Annotated in this window: 12 protein-coding genes; 10 read left to right on the top strand and 2 right to left on the bottom strand. The window is 74.3% G+C overall.

What is annotated here, in order from left to right; translation table 11 throughout:
• The first annotated feature begins 74 nt into the window (after window positions 1-74).
• The 9 genes from ACZ5FU_RS01095 (at window position 75) to ACZ5FU_RS01055 (ending at window position 11,411) form a co-directional block, all read left to right on the top strand.
• Window positions 75-1,304 (top strand): AAA family ATPase, encoded by a 1,230-nt coding sequence (locus ACZ5FU_RS01095; RefSeq protein WP_451526215.1) that lies wholly within the window; start codon window positions 75-77, stop codon window positions 1,302-1,304.
• Entirely contained in the window at window positions 1,301-1,906 is a 606-nt protein-coding gene (locus tag ACZ5FU_RS01090; RefSeq protein WP_469044064.1) for a DUF4276 family protein, read from the top strand. Before ACZ5FU_RS01095 ends, ACZ5FU_RS01090 begins: the two co-directional genes overlap by 4 nt.
• Window positions 1,903-3,414 carry an Asp-tRNA(Asn)/Glu-tRNA(Gln) amidotransferase subunit GatB gene (gene gatB / locus ACZ5FU_RS01085; RefSeq protein ID WP_451526217.1) on the top strand — a complete coding sequence of 504 codons (1,512 nt, stop codon included), beginning with the start codon at window positions 1,903-1,905 and terminating at the stop codon, window positions 3,412-3,414. Before ACZ5FU_RS01090 ends, gatB begins: the two co-directional genes overlap by 4 nt.
• A gap of 208 nt (window positions 3,415-3,622) precedes the next feature.
• Entirely contained in the window at window positions 3,623-4,021 is a 399-nt protein-coding gene (locus tag ACZ5FU_RS01080) for a hypothetical protein (RefSeq protein ID WP_469044711.1), read from the top strand.
• 240 nt (window positions 4,022-4,261) lie between these two features.
• On the top strand, window positions 4,262-6,490 hold the full coding sequence (locus tag ACZ5FU_RS01075) for an MMPL family transporter (protein ID WP_469044063.1): 2,229 nt from the start codon (window positions 4,262-4,264) through the stop codon (window positions 6,488-6,490).
• The gene (locus ACZ5FU_RS01070; protein WP_451526220.1) at window positions 6,468-7,040 is read left to right on the top strand and encodes a GNAT family N-acetyltransferase; all 573 of its coding nucleotides are present in this window, start codon (window positions 6,468-6,470) and stop codon (window positions 7,038-7,040) included. The genes ACZ5FU_RS01075 and ACZ5FU_RS01070 overlap by 23 nt, the downstream gene beginning before the upstream one ends.
• A gap of 35 nt (window positions 7,041-7,075) precedes the next feature.
• The gene (locus ACZ5FU_RS01065; protein ID WP_469044061.1) at window positions 7,076-7,747 is read left to right on the top strand and encodes a hypothetical protein; all 672 of its coding nucleotides are present in this window, start codon (window positions 7,076-7,078) and stop codon (window positions 7,745-7,747) included.
• Between the two features lie 116 nt (window positions 7,748-7,863).
• A complete protein-coding gene (locus tag ACZ5FU_RS01060) occupies window positions 7,864-8,154 on the top strand; it encodes a hypothetical protein (RefSeq protein ID WP_469044059.1) in 291 nt (96 codons plus the stop codon).
• A gap of 212 nt (window positions 8,155-8,366) precedes the next feature.
• Window positions 8,367-11,411: a helix-turn-helix transcriptional regulator gene (locus tag ACZ5FU_RS01055; protein ID WP_468646195.1), complete on the top strand. Its 3,045-nt coding sequence runs from the start codon at window positions 8,367-8,369 to the stop codon at window positions 11,409-11,411.
• Window positions 11,412-11,544: 133 nt separating this feature from the next.
• Here ACZ5FU_RS01055 and ACZ5FU_RS01050 read toward each other — a convergent pair whose 3' ends face one another.
• Window positions 11,545-12,684 (bottom strand): PQQ-dependent sugar dehydrogenase, encoded by a 1,140-nt coding sequence (locus ACZ5FU_RS01050; RefSeq protein WP_468646233.1) that lies wholly within the window; start codon window positions 12,682-12,684, stop codon window positions 11,545-11,547.
• A gap of 193 nt (window positions 12,685-12,877) precedes the next feature.
• Window positions 12,878-13,876, bottom strand: coding sequence for an aldo/keto reductase (locus ACZ5FU_RS01045; RefSeq protein WP_451526224.1), 999 nt, complete (start codon window positions 13,874-13,876; stop codon window positions 12,878-12,880).
• 76 nt (window positions 13,877-13,952) lie between these two features.
• Here ACZ5FU_RS01045 and ACZ5FU_RS01040 point away from each other — a divergent pair, with 76 nt between their 5' ends.
• A complete protein-coding gene (locus ACZ5FU_RS01040; protein ID WP_469044057.1) occupies window positions 13,953-14,918 on the top strand; it encodes a 2-hydroxyacid dehydrogenase in 966 nt (321 codons plus the stop codon).
• The last annotated feature ends 374 nt before the right edge of the window (window positions 14,919-15,292 follow it).

Below are 15,292 nucleotides of genomic sequence, written 5' to 3'. Positions count from 1 at the left end.
GCCCCCACATCCCGCCCACTCGGCGGACACGACAAGCAGCACGGGACACGAGGAGAGAGGAAGGCGCGCACACGGTGATCACCCGTATGGAGATCGAAGGGTTCCGGTCCTTCCGCGACGCCGCGTTCGACCTCTCGCCCTTCACCGTCCTGGTCGGCCCCAACGGCTCCGGCAAGACCAACCTGCTGGAGGCGGTCGACCTCGTGGCCCAGATCAGCCGGGACGCGGCGGAGGGAACCTGGGGCGGCGACGAGGACTCGCTGTTCTTCTTCACCGATCTGCGACCGGGGGACGAGCGCCGGGGCCGGGTGCTCGACCTCTTCCACCGGGTCGGCGACGGCTCCACTGCCGGCCGCTTCCGGCTGGCCCTGTGCTTCCTTCAGTCCCACCGCGAGGGGCTGAGTCATCTGCGCCTCGAGCTCCGCGCCGAACTGGGCGATCGACGCTCCCCGGGCGTCATGGGCCGGATCACCCTGCTGCCCGACGCCCCGGCCGACTGGGAACTCACCCCCGTCCAGCGCCGGGAGATCGCCGAGAGCGCCCGCCGCGGCCCCAGCCTCTTCCACAACCTGCCCGGCGGCCGCTGGCGCTGGCTGGTCCCCGAACCCGCGCGGATGCGTACCCCCGCCGACCTGGTGGACGATCGACAGCTCGCCCCCGACGCGCACAACCTCGCGGCCGTCCTGGGCCGTCTGTTCACCGACCCGGACCGTGACCGCCACCGGGAGCTCCTGCTGCGCGCCGATGCCGCCGCCGTACTCCCGGGCCTGGTCGACCTGCGGCCCACGCCCGATCCGGACAGCGGCGTGTGGGAACTGGACCTGGTGTACCGGGACGCTCCGGCAGTGCCGGTCCGGCTCGCTTCCTACGGCACCCTGCACGTACTGGCCCTGCTGACCGCCGCCCACGCCGGTCTCGTGGACCCGCACCGGCACACGACGTCCCGGGGACGCGGCTCCGACCGCTTCAACCGCTGCTCCACCCTGATGATCGAGGACGTGGAGAACGGCCTGCACCCGGCCCTGGTCCGGGAACTCGTCCACCGCCTGCGGCGCTGCACCGGCGACGGCCGCACCCAGCAGTTGATCGTCACCACCCACTCCCCGGTGGTGCTGTCCGCCGTGTACGACGACCACCCCTCGGACGTGTTCTTCGTGGACACCGTCAGCCGCGTCGGCGGGGGCGGCACACCCTCCCGGCACAGCCGGGTGCGGTCCCTCGCCGAATCCGGTCCGCGCGGAACCTACGTGCCGGCCAGGGAGGCCCGCCGGTACCTGGAGAGCGCGGTGGCGAGCGGCGCGTGACCCGTTACCTGACCATGGGGCTGCTCGCCGAGGGCCCCGAGGACGAGATGTTCCTCTCCGCGCTGGCGGTGCGCCAGCTGACCCGGCTGGCCGCGTCGGCGCCGGTGCCGTTCGACGTGGCGGACACGGTGCAGTCCAGCGCCGTCGGTACCGCGCGCACCGCGCACCCCCGGCTGTGCGCCGAGGCCCAGGACCTGGCCACCACCTGCGACCTGCTGCTGGTCCACAACGACCACCGTGAGAGGGGCAAGATCGGCAAGCTTCGCCGGGACGTCTCCCCGCCCTCCGACTGTCGTATCGTCGGAATCGTCCCCGTGCGAGAGACGGAGGCATGGCTGCTCGTCGACACCCGGCTGCTGCGCTCGCTGCCCGGTGCCGTACCGGCCGCGTTGCCCTGGGCCGGTGAGCCCTCGGGCGCGCAGGTGGAGCGGGTGGCCGACCCCAAGGCCCTGCTGGCCGACGTCCTCCCCGGGCACGACACCCACCTGCTCGCCGAACTGCTCGGACAGCGCATCGACCTCGACCGTCTTCAAGCCCTTCCCGCGTACCAGCAGTGGTGCGCCGAGCTGACCTCCGCACTGAAGGAGTTGCACTTCCTGTGACCACGACCGACCTCGTGTCGTACGAGGACGCGCTGGCGTCGTACGACCCCGTCATGGGCCTCGAGGTCCATGTCGAACTCGGCACCAAGACCAAGATGTTCTGCGGCTGTTCGACCGAGCTGGGTGCCGAGCCCAACTCGCAGACCTGCCCGGTCTGCCTCGGCATGCCCGGCGCGCTCCCCGTCGTCAACGCGACCGGCGTCGAGTCCGCGATCAGGATCGGTCTCGCGCTGAACTGCGAGATCGCCGAGTGGTGCCGTTTCGCCCGGAAGAACTACTTCTATCCGGACATGCCGAAGAACTTCCAGACCTCCCAGTACGACGAGCCGATCGCCTTCAACGGCTACCTCGACGTCCAGCTGGAGGACGGCGAGACCTTCCGGGTGGAGATCGAGCGCGCCCACATGGAGGAGGACACCGGCAAGTCGACCCACGTGGGCGGCGCGACCGGCCGCATCCACGGCGCGTCGCACTCCCTGCTGGACTACAACCGCGCCGGCATCCCGCTCATCGAGATCGTCACCAAGCCGATCGAGGGCGCCGGGGAGCGCGCCCCCGAGGTCGCCAAGGCCTACGTCCGTGAGCTGCGCGAGGTCATCAAGGCGCTCGGCGTCTCCGAGGCCCGCATGGAGATGGGCCAGATGCGCTGCGACGTGAACCTGTCGCTGCGCCCGCACGGCACCGAGAAGTTCGGCACCCGTTCGGAGACGAAGAACGTCAACTCGCTGCGGTCCGTGGAGCGCGCGGCCCGCTTCGAGATCCAGCGGCACGCCGCCGTGCTGAACGACGGCGGGACGATCATCCAGGAGACCCGGCACTTCCACGAGGACACCGGGTCGACGACCTCGGGCCGCGTGAAGGAGGAGGCCGAGGACTACCGGTACTTCCCGGAGCCGGACCTGGTGCCGGTGGCCCCCTCGCGCGCGTGGGTCGAGGAGATCCGCGCCGCCCTGCCCGAACTGCCGCTGGTCCGCCGCAACCGCCTGGTGGCGGAGTGGGGCATCTCGGCCACGGACATGCAGGCCATCCTCAACGCCGGTGCGCTGGACCTGATCGTCGCCACCATCGACGCCGGTGCCGACGCCGCCTCCGCCCGCAAGTGGTGGATGGGCGAACTGGCGCGCAGCGCCAACGAGTCCGGCAAGGCACTGGACGAACTGGCCATCACGCCCGAGCAGGTCGCCCGCGTCACCGAACTGGTGAGCAAGGGCGACCTGAACGACAAGCTGGCCCGTCAGGTCATCGAGGGCGTCCTCGCGGGCGAGGGCACCCCGGACGAGGTCGTCGACAAGCGCGGGCTGAAGGTCGTCTCCGACGACTCGGCGCTCGGCACGGCCGTCGACGAGGCCATCGCCGGCAACCCGGGCGTCGCCGACAAGATCCGCGGCGGCAAGGTGGCCGCGGCCGGTGCCCTGGTCGGTGCGGTCATGAAGGCCACGCGCGGCCAGGCCGACGCGGCCCGCGTCAAGGAGCTGATCCTGGAGAAGCTGGGCGTCAGCGAGGGCTGAGCCCGCAGCCCGGTCCCCGGGGGGATGCGCCGACCTGGGCGCATCCCCCTTCTCCGTCTCCGGAACCGAGGCGCTACGCTCGCCCGCCATGAGGGCACGTACCGACTCCGACACCCAGGACGGCATACGGACCGACGCGACCGAGGCGCACGACACGGACGGCACGGACAGTACGGACGACACGCACAGGACGAGCGGCACGGACGACGTGCCTCCCCGCGGCCCGGCCGCCGCGGGCACCGGCGCGGACGGCCCCGGCACCGGGGAGCGCCGTGACGAGGACGCCGGGGAGCACGACGCCGGTGACGACGACGAGGACGACGACGAGGACGACGCCGGTGACGACGCCGGTGACGACGACGAGGACGCCCGGCGGGCCCGCTGGACGGCGGCCGGCACCGGCGCCCTGCTCACCCTCGCCGGATGCGCCGCCGCCCTCCTGCGCCTCACCGGCTCCGCCCCGGCCCTGGTGCCCGCCGCCTACGCCCTGGGCGCCGTCGTGTGCGCGCTCGCCGCGCTGCTGGGCTCCCGCGGCCGCACCCGGCGCGCGCTGTGGCTGCTGATCGTCGGCGTGATGGTGATGGCCGTCGGGGACCAGTCGGACTGACGGGGCGCGGGACCGGCCCGGCCGTCCCGGCCTCCCCGGACGGCGCGCACGCCGACGGAACGCGCCGTCGCCGTCCCGCGGTCTTCCCCGCGGCGCTGTGAAGAAGACCACTAAACAGACAAATGATCATCTGTGCCTGCAAGAGTGGCGGCAGTTTGCTCATGCGTTCTTTGCGGGCTGTTCCTTTCGTGTGCGGATGTTCCCGGCCAAAGACCCCCTCCGTCTCCGGGAGCACGTTTCGTGGCAGCCCTTGCGCAATGGTGTGTCCGGCATCGCCTCGCCGCGGTCCTGCTCTGGCTCCTCGCCCTCGGCGGGACGGCCGGCGCCGCCGTGACCGCGGGATCGTCGTACTCCAACGACTACGACGTCCCCGGCACCGAGTCCGGCCGGGCCGCCCGGCTGCTCACGGAGGGTTTCCCCGGCCTCGGCGGTGACGGCGACACCGTCGTCTGGCACACCGACGCGGGCACCGTCCGCGCCGCCGCCGTCGAACAGACCATGACCCGCACCCTGGCGGGCATCGCGGACCTCCCCGGCGTCGCCTCCGTCGTCGGCCCCTACGACGACCGGGGCGCCGACCGGATCAGCGGCGACGGCCGCACGGCGTACGCCACCGTCACCTTCGAGGACAGCGCCGAGAACATCGACCAAGGCGAGGCGCGGGCCGTCGTCGAGGCCGCCGCGGCCGCGCGGACGGACGGGCTCCGGGTGGAGCTGGGCGGCAGCGCCGTCGCGCTCACCGAGTCCTCCGGCGGGCACCTCGCCGAGGTCGTCGGCGTGGCCGTCGCCGCCGTCGTGCTGTTCCTCGCCTTCGGCTCGCTCGCCGCCTCGCTGCTGCCCATCGCCACCGCCCTGGTCGGCGTCGGCACCGCCTACGCGGGGATCGTGCTGCTGGGGCACGCCATGACCGTCGCCGACTTCGCGCCCATGCTGGGCATGCTCGTCGGCCTCGGCGTCGGCATCGACTACGCGCTGTTCATCGTCACCCGGCACCGGCGCGGCCTCAAGCGCGGACTACCGGTCGCCGAGGCAGCTGTGAACGCCGTCGCCACCACCGGACGGGCCGTCGTCTTCGCGGGTGCGACCGTGTGCATCGCGCTGCTCGGCATGCTGATCCTGCGCCTGGACTTCCTCGACGGCGTGGCGATCGCCGCCTCCCTGACCGTGGTCCTGACGGTCGTCGCCTCCGTCACCCTGCTGCCCGCCCTGCTGTCCTTCATCGGCCCGCGCGCCCTCAGCCGCCGCGAACGGCGCCGCCTCGCCGTCCACGGGCCCGGACCCGAGTTGCCGGCCGGCTTCGCCGCCCGCTGGTCGGCCTTCGTGGAACGCCGGCCCAAGCTGCTCGGGGCGCTGGCCCTCACCGTGATCGCCGGCCTCGCCCTGCCCGCGTCCTCCCTCCGCCTCGGCACCTCCGACCAGGGGAACCGCCCCGAGTCCACCACCACCCGCCAGGCCTACGACCTCCTCTCCGAGGGCTTCGGCCCCGGCGTCAACGGCCCGCTGACCCTGGTCACCCGCGTCGGCGGCGCCGAGGACCGGCTCGCCCTGGACAACCTCGACGCCACCCTGCGCGGCACCGAGGGCGTGGCCGCGGTGGCCCCGGTGACCTACGGCGCGGGCGGGGACACCGCGTACCTCACCGTCGTACCGGAGTCCGCGCCGCAGTCGGCACGGACCAGCGAGCTCGTCGACCTGCTGCGCGGCGAGGTGCTGCCGCGGGCCGAGGCCGGCACCTCCCTCGACGTGCAGGTGGGCGGGGTGACCGCCGGCTACGACGACTTCGCCGAGGTCATCGTCGGCAAGCTGCCGCTGTTCGTCGGCGCCGTCGTCGCCCTCGGCTGCCTGCTGCTCCTGCTCGCCTTCCGCTCCCTCGGCATCCCGGTCAAGGCCGCCGTGATGAACGTGGCCGCCGTCGCCGCCGCCTTCGGGGTCGTCGTCATGGTCTTCCAGTGGGGCTGGGGGAGCGAGGCGCTGGGCCTGGGCCGGGCCGGGCCGATCGAGCCCTTCCTCCCCGTGATCATGGTCTCGGTCCTCTTCGGACTCTCCATGGACTACCAGGTCTTCCTGGTCAGCCGGATGTACGAGGAGTGGCTGGAGACCGGCGACAACCGGCGGGCGGTGCGCGTGGGGCTCGCCGAGACCAGCCGGGTGATCAACTCGGCCGCGGTCATCATGATCTCCGTCTTCCTCGCCTTCGTCCTCAGCGGCGACCGGGTGATCGCCATGTTCGGCATCGCGCTGGCCGCCGCCGTCGCCCTCGACGCGTTCGTCCTGCGCACCCTCCTCGTGCCCGCGCTGATGCACCTGCTCGGCGGCGCGAACTGGTGGCTGCCCCGCTGGCTCGACCGGAGGCTGCCGCGGATCAGCATCGAACCTCCCGAGTCCCGGGCCGCCCATGAGAGGCTCACCGAGGTCGTGGCGGAACGGGAGAGGGAGCGGCAGCCGGATGTACGTGACACCACTGGGTGACGGGGCCGAACTGCGCCCCCTGGAGCCCTGGCACGACGAGGAGTTCCTGACGCACCTGGAGCGCGGACGGGAGTTCATCAACCAGTACATCCCGTTCGCCGCCACGGCCACCGACGTACCCGGAGCGCGCGAGGTCCTCCAGCGGTACGCCGACATGCGCGCCGCCGACACCGGTTCGCTGCACGGCATCTGGCTGGCGGGCGAGCTGGTCGGCGGCGTGCTCCTCCTGAACTTCGACGCCGCCCGGGCGAACTGCGAGGTCGGCTGCTGGCTCGAGCCCGCCGGGACCGGGCGCGGTCTCGTCACGCGTGCCATGCGGGTGCTCATCGACCACGCCGTCGAGCAGCGCGGCATCCACCGCGTCGAGTGGGTCGCCGCCGCGGGCAACGTGCCCAGCCTCGCCGTCGCCCGGCGGCTCGGATTCACCCGCGACGGCGTGCACCGCGAGGCCCACCCCTACCGCGGGGTGCGCCACGACCTGGAGGTGTGGTCCGTCCTGGCCCACGAGTGGCGTGCCGCGCGCGGGCGTGCCGCCCACAGCGATCATTAAGGAGCCTCTCAGAGAGCGTCCGTACGGTGCGGTGCATGGGAACCAGGACAGTTGACGAAGCCGGTGCCGGGACGGGCACCGGGGCCACCGGGACGAAGCGCGACCAGGAGACGGTGGATGCCACCGGGACGGACGTGAAGGCCGGGACGGACGCGAAGGCCGGTGCGGCGCCGGCCTCCGCGCCCGCCGACGAGGCGCGGGACGGCGCCGACGACGCCACCGGCCCGGAGGACGCCGCCGACGACGGCGGGACCCGTGAGGAGGGCCGGCAGGCCGAGGACGGCGAGGACGGCGACGCCGCCGCGGAGAGCCGCCCGGCCGTCGGCCTGGGCGCCGGTGCCGTCGTCTCCGCCGCGCTGGGCCTGGTGTCGCTCAGCGGCGGCTGGATCGGGACCGTCGCCTCCGCGCGCGAGACTTTGGTCGGCCAGCTGGAGACGTCGTCGACCGCGAGCGTCGCCCAGCAGATCCAGGCCGTCTACGGCGACGCCTGGCAGACCACCGCCCTGTGGGCCGGCCTGTTCGCGCTGGCCGCGCTCGTCACCGGCGTCGTGGTGCTGGCCCGGCCCGCCTTCGGCGCCCCCGGCAGGGTGCAGGCCCCCTGGATCAAGTCCGTCGCCTGGGCGGGTGTCACGCTGGGCGTGATCGGCCTGCTCCTGGCCGTCCTGAAGTACACCGGCGCCCTGCTCGGACTGCCGTCCGCGGGTTGAGCGGCCGCGGTCCACGAGGGGCTCCGGGTACGGCCGTAAGCACCTTACGGCCGTACCCGGGGCCCCTTTCGCGCGTCTGAGGCCCCGCACGGCCCCGAAGATGCGGAACTCTCCCGATGCGGCGGACCCCCCTGGGCGAGGAAGGTCGGGGCATCGAGGGCGTCGCAGCGCGCGGCGCCGGTTCCACCGACCTCAAGGGGACATCCGCCGTGTACGAGTACGAGCCCCAGCAGGCCCGCTCCGCCGAACTCCTCCGCCGCGCCGCCGCGGAGCAGCTGGCCCGCGACGTCGTCCGCGGCCGCCGCGCCGCCCGCCGGGAGGCGGAGCGGGCCGTCCGCGCCGCACCCCCCGAGAACGAACCGCATACCCACCGCCCCCGTCGGCCGCGGTCCGTCCGCACCACGTGAGCCCCGGGGCGGGGCGGGGCGGCCGCACGGGGGTCGGCCGCCCTCCCGCGCCCACGACCGGGCCGGTGGCACGGGCCATCGGCCCGGCTCCGGTCATCCGCCCGGCTCCGGCGATCGGCCCGGCTCCGGTCATCGGCCCGGCTCCGGCCACCGCGCCCGCGTCGACGCCCACGCCGGCGATAACGACTGGGCCGCCGTCGTACCGCCGTGCGATGCTCGCCCCCGTGGAGAACAGGTCCGTCAGCCCCGTCTTCGTCGGCCGCACCGACGAGTTGGACACCCTCGACGACGCGCTCGACCGCGCCGCCGCGGGGGAGCCGCAGGCCCTGCTGATCGGCGGCGAGGCCGGGGTCGGCAAGACCCGGCTCGTCGAGGAGTTCGCCACCGTCGCCGACCGCCGGGGAGCCGTCGTCGCGCTCGGCGGCTGTGTCGAGATCGGCGCCGACGGACTGCCCTTCGCCCCCTTCTCCACCGCGCTGCGCGCCCTGCGCCGGGCCCTGCCGGACGAGCTGGCCGCCGCCGCGGCCGGCCAGGAGGGGGAACTCGCCCGGCTGCTGCCCGAGATGGGGGAGACCGGCGGGGGCCGGCACGACGAGGAGAGCGTGGCCCGCCTCTTCGAACTCACCGCCCGCCTCCTGGAACGCGTCGCCGCCGGCCGCACCGTCGTGGTGGCCCTGGAGGACCTGCACTGGGCCGACGCCTCCACCCGCCACCTCCTCTCCTACCTGCTGCGCACCCTGCGCACCGGCCGCCTCGTCGTCCTCGCCACCTACCGCTCCGACGACATCCACCGCCGCCACCCGCTGCGCCCCCTGCTCGCCGAACTCGACCGGCTGCGCACCGTCCGCCGCCTCGAACTCGCCCGCCTCACCCGCGAGGAGGTCGGCCGCCAGATCGCCGGCATCCTCGCCGCCGAACCCGATCCCGCCCAGGTCGACGACATCTTCGAGCGCTCCGACGGCAACGCCTTCTTCGTCGAGGAACTCGCCGTCGCCGCCCACGAGGGCTGCCCCACCGGCCTCACCGACACCCTGCGCGACCTGCTCCTCGTCCGCGTCGAGGCACTGCCCGACCGTGCCCAGAAGGTCGCCCGGATCGTCGCCGAGGGCGGCTCCACCGTCGAGTACCGGCTGCTCGCCGCCGTCGCCCGGCTCACCGAGGACGACCTCATCGAGGCCCTGCGCGCCGCCGTCGGAGCCAACCTCCTGCTCGCCGCACCCGGCGGCGACGGCTACCGCTTCCGCCACTCCCTGGTCCGCGAGGCCGTCGGCGACGACCTGCTGCCCGGCGAACGCTCCCGCCTCAACCGCCGCTACGCCGAGGCCCTGGAGGCCGACCCGACGCTGGTCCCCGCCGACGAGCGCGCGACCCGCCTGGCCAGCTACTGGTACCACGCCCACGACCCGGCCAAGGCCCTCCCCGCCGTCCTCGACGCCTCCGTCACCGCCCGCTCCCGCCACGCCTACAGCGAGCAACTGCGGCTCCTGGAACGCGCGATGGAACTCTGGGACGCCGCCCCCGAGGACGTACGGCACCGGCTGCGCCCCCTCGACTACGCCGAGGCCTACCCCGCCTGCGGCTGCGACCCGGCCACCGCCCCGCTGCGCTACCTCGACCTCATGGCCGAGGCCGCCGTCGCCGGCCGCCTGTGCGGGGAACGCGAACGCGCCCTGAAGATCACCAAGCGGGCGCTGCGGCTCCTGGAGGACGAGGACGACCCGCTGCGCACGGCCTGGTTCTGGGTGCAGCGCTCCCGGCTGACGCGCTCGCTGGGCCGGGGCAGCGGCCGGGAGGAGCTGACCGCCGCCCAGGACCTGCTGCGCGGCCTGCCGCCCAGCGAGGTGCACGCCGAGGTGCTCACCCACGTCGCCAACTGGACCATGCTGCACGCCCCCGGACCCGACGCCTACGCCGCCGCCGAGCACGCCGTGGAGTACGCCCGCATGGTCGGCGTCCGCGAGATCGAACTCGACGCCCGCCAGATCCTCGGCGTCCTCATGGTCGACGCCGGCCACGTCGAGCCCGGCCTCACGGAGCTGTACGACGTCAAGGACCAGGCCCTCGCGGAGGACATCCCGTCCGTCGCGCTGAACGCCTACGTCAACCTCCCCTCCGAACTCGAAGCGGTCGGCCGCTCCGACGAGGCCCTGCCGATCCTGGAGGAGGGCATCACTCACGCGCGACGGCACGGACTGTCCGAGACGGAGGCCTGGGTCTGGTGCAACCTCGCCGAGTCCCTGCTGTCACTGGGCCGCTGGGACGAGGCGGACCGCGCCTGCGCCGCCGTAGGCCGCATCGGCCAGGGCGTGGGCATCAGGGGCGGCCACGCCTGCCTGCGGGCCGAACTCGCCCTGTACCGCGGCGACCACGCCGAAGCGAGACGTCAACTGACCGCGGCACACGATTACTTCGGGGCCCACGACCGGGCACCCCAGCACGACCTCCCCCTCGTCCGCCTGACCCTCGCCCACGCCGCGGTCGAGGGCCGCCTCCCCGACGCCCGCGCCCACCTCACCCGCGTCCTCGACCAGGGCTTCCCGCCCGGTGCCCAGCGGTACGCCTGGCCCCTGCTCGTCACCGCCGCAGCCGTCGAGGGCGACGCCCGCGGCCTGCCCGCCGCCGGACCGGGCCGCGCCGCACTCCTCGAACGCGTCCGGGCGGCCGCCAGGAAGATCGTCGCCGTCGTCCCCGTCTGGCAGGCCCACGAACTCTGGCTGCGCGCCGAACTGCTGCGCGCCGAGGGCCGCGACGGCCCGCGGGACTGGGCGCCGGCGGTCGCCGCCTTCGAGGCGATGGAGCGCCCCCACGACCTCGCCCGCACCCGGTACCGCCTGGCCGAGGCCCTGCTGGCCGAGGGCGGCGACGACGAACGCCACCGCGCCGCCGAGCTGCTCCGCCTCGCCCACGCCGTCGCCGCCCGCCTCGGCGCCCGTCCGCTCGGTGACGCCGTCGCCCGGCTGGCCCAGCGCGCCCGGCTGCCCCTCGCACCCGGTCCCCGCCGGACCCCGGCCACCACCGACCCCGTCGAAGCCCTCGGCCTCACCGGCCGGGAGCGCGACGTCCTGCGCCTGGTCTCGGCCGGCCGCACCAACCGGCAGATCGCCGAGGAACTCTTCATCTCCCCGAAGACGGCGAGCGTGCACGTCTCCAACATCCTGGCCAAGCTCGGCGTCTCCGGACGGGGCGAGGCCGCGGCGGTGGCCCACCGGCTGGACCTCTTCCCGCCCGACGCCCTGCGGACACCGCCCGCGGGGTGAGGCATCCGCCCGCGGGGGAGGCGTGCACCGGCCGGGGGAGTGCGCCGGTGAGGGAGGCGGGCGGCGGCCGAGGGACGTGCCCCGGTGAGAGCCCCGCGCCCGAGGGCGGGGCCCCGGGCGCGGGGACGGGCCCTCAGCTCACCTTCAGCTCCAGGATCCGGTCGTCGCCCTTCTTCGGCGTGCCCCGGCCGTCGGTGTTGCTGGTCGTCACCCACAGCTTGTCGCCGCCCGCCGCCACCACGGTCCGCAGCCTGCCGTACTCGCCCTCCAGGAAGGCCTGCGGCTCGGCCGACGCCGCCGTGCCCTTCAGCGGGACGCGCCACAGGCGCTGCCCCCGCAGACCCGCCAGCCACATCGAGCCCCCGGCGTGGGCCAGCCCGCTGGGCGAGGCCTCGTCGGTGTGCCACTGCGCGACCGGATCGCGGTACTTCGCGTCGCCGGACCTGCCCTCGGCCTCCGGCCAGCCGTAGTTGCCGCCCGGCACGATCGCGTTCAGCTCGTCCCAGGTGTTCTGGCCGAACTCGGCGGCGAACAGGCGCTGCTTCGCGTCCCAGGCGAGGCCCTGCACGTTGCGGTGGCCGTACGAGTACACGGGGGAGTCGGGGAAGGGGTTGCCCGCGGCCGGCTCGCCCTCCGGGGTCAGCCGCAGGATCTTGCCGCCCAGCGACTCCTTGTCCTGGGACAGACCCTGCTGTCCGCTCTCGCCGGTGCCCACGTACAGCATCCGGTCCGGGCCGAAGGCGATGCGCCCGCCGTTGTGGATCATGCCCTTGGGGATGCCGCGGAAGACCGTGTCCGGCGCGCCCAGCTGCTCGCCGGCGGGCCGCTCGGCGTCGTACAGCATGCGCACGACGCGGTTGTCGGAGGCCGAGGTGAAGTAGGCGTAGACCATGCGGTCCGAGGCGTAGCCGGGGGAGAGCGCGATGCCGAGCAGGCCGCCCTCGCCGGCCGCCGAGACGCCCGGCACCTCGCCCAGCTCGGTCTTCTTCCCGCTCTCCGTGTCGACCAGGGTGATCGTCCCCTCGTCGCGGGAGGCCACCAGCAGGCCGCCCTCGGGGAGCGGCGCGAGACCCCAGGGGGTGTCGAGTCCCTCGGCGACGGTACGCACCACCTCGACCGTGCCCTTCGCGGGCGGGGTCTCCTCCGCGGCCGGCGGGGAGACGGCGGCCGAGGGGCTCGCGGACGGGCTCGGGGCGGCCCCCGGCGGCCCTCCGCCGTCCGAGGAGCAGCCCGCCGTCAGCAGGAGCACACTCGCGGCCAGTACGGCCGTCACTGCGCGACGTTGCACGATCTCGGTCCCTTCGACGCGGCGGTCCAGCGGCAGGCTCTCCTTGTCATACACCGCCCGCACCCCACGAGTTCCCGATCCCCGCAACCCGACGCAGAGACGGCCCGCCTTCCGCGCGGTGAAGGCCCCCGGGACCCCGCCCCCCGGCCCGCCCCGTCGCGGCCGGCGGCCCCGCTCCTCAGTCCCACGAGCCCCGGGCCGCCGGCAGCGCGGCCACCTCGGCCAGGTCCCGCCCGGTCAGCCGCAGCCGGGCCGAGCCCGCGTTCTGCGCTACCCACCGCTCCTGCTTGGCCCCCGGTACCGGCACCACGTGCCGCCCCTGCGCCAGCACCCAGGCCAGCGCCACCTGCGCGGCCGTCACGTCCTCGCCGTGCCGGGCCGCCACCCGGCGCAGACCGGCGACGACCGGCTGGTTCGCGGCCATCATCTCGGCGGTGAACCGGGGGTGCCGGGCCCGCAAGTCGTCGCGTTCGAAGCCCTCGCCGGGGGTCAACGTGCCGGTGAGGAAACCGTTCCCCAGGGGCATGGCCGCCAGGAAGCCGACGCCGCGCGCCTCGCACCATGGCAGCAGCGCCTCCAGCGCCTCCGGCGACCACACCGACAGCTCCGCCTCCACCGCGCTCACCGGGAAGACCTGCTGCACCCGCAGCAGCTGCCGGATCGTGGCGTCGTACAGCCGGCCCCCCGCACGGCGCCCGCCGCGCGCGCCCACCGCGCACATCCCCAACGCCCGCACCTTGCCCGCCCGGACCAGGTCGGCCATCGCGCCCCAGGTCTCCTCGACCGGGACCTCGGGATCGGCGCGGTGCAACTGGTAGAGGTCGATGACATCCGTCTGGAGCCGCCGCAGGGACGCGTCGCACGCCCGTCTCACGTACCCGGGACGGCCGTTGGCCACGACGTGCTGGTCGCCGACCAGCAGCCCCACCTTCGTCGACACGAACGCGTCCCCGCGCCGCCCCTTCAACACCCGCCCCAGCAACAGCTCGTTGGTGAACGGTCCGTACATGTCGGCGGTGTCCAGCAGGGAGACGCCCAGATCCAGCGCCCGGTGCAACGCCCGCAGCGACTCGTCGCCCCGCTGCCGCGACGCGCTGTACCCCCAGCTCATCGGCATGCACCCGAGTCCGACGGCCCCCACCGCGAGCGCCGCCGCGCCGATCGTCCTGCGCTCCACCTGCTCGTGATCCTTCCTCGCCCGGCCCACCAACCTAACCTCTGCACGCGCGGGTGCCTGACATAGCCTCCTGACCATGACTGCTGACGTGTGGCTGCCCATCCCGCCGGACGAGATCGAGGGGCTCCCCGAGGGCCTCAACCCCCTCTTCTGGGACGGCGGCCCCGACGGGGAGCAGGAGTTCCCCGGCGACCCCGCCGACTGCGTCTTCTACGTGGTGCCCTACATGAAGCGGCAGCCCGTGAAGGTGCGCCCGCTGGCGGAGCTGCGCCGGGTCCGCGTCGTCCAGACCCTCACCGCCGGCGTCGACGACGTCACCGCGCACCTGGACGACCTCCCGCCCGGGGTACGGCTGTGCAACGCGCGCGGGGTGCACGAGGCGAGCACCGCCGAACTGGCGCTGACCCTCACGCTGGCCTCCCTGCGCGGCATCCCGAAGTTCGTGCGCGCCCAGGAACGCGGCCACTGGCAGGGCGAGTTCCACCCCGCGCTCGCCGACCGGAACGTCCTCGTCGTCGGGTACGGCGCGATCGGCTCGGCGATCGAGGACCGGCTCGTGCCGTTCGAGGTCGCGCGGGTGGCGCGCGTCGCACGCTCCGCGCGCACCACGGAGCGCGGCCCCGTGCACCCGTTCACCGAACTGCCCGCACTGCTGCCCGAGGCGGACGTCGTCATCCTCTCCACGCCCCTGACCGAGGCCACGCGCGGCCTGGTCGACGCCGGCTTCCTCGCCCGGATGAAGGACGGCGCGCTGCTCGTCAACGTCGCCCGCGGGGCGGTCGTCGACACCGAGGCCCTGCTCACCGAGGTGGAGAGCGGCCGGCTCACCGCCGCCCTGGACGTCACCGACCCCGAACCCCTGCCCCCGGCCCACCCGTTGTGGCGGGCACCCGGCGTGCTGATCAGCCCGCACGTCGGCGGCCCCACGTCCGCCTTCCTGCCGCGCGCCAAGCGGCTGCTGGCCGACCAGTTGGGCCGGTTCGTGAACCAGGAGCCCCTGCGCAACGTGATCCTCACGACGGGTGCCGCCGACGGGGTGTGAGGACCACGGCACGCGCGCGACGCGTTCCGGACACCCTCCGCAGTCCCCCGGACGCGTTCCGTGCGGGCATAGTCGCTGGTCGTCACTGAGCGTAGAGAAGCTATGTCCCTGAGTGACGATCCTGGTGTATCGTCCCGACAGGGGCTGCGCCGTGGACCGTTCGGCGCCGGGGTTGGACATCTCAGACTGTGAGGGGGGCGACGGGCGATGCACGGCCTATGGACGAACGACCCGACGCGGCGGAGCCGCCGCCGACGACCCTGTTGCACGGCCGGGCGCGTGGGCGACGGCCCCACCGGCCGGCGAAGCCGGCACGGCGGCCGTCACCACCGCGGGCACGGCGGCCGCCGCGGTCACGCGCACCCGGCGCACCG

Source organism: Streptomyces sp. NPDC031554 (assembly GCF_055580685.1).
Note: the sequence above shows the minus strand (reverse complement) of the source record. Positions and strands in the feature narration are given on the sequence as shown.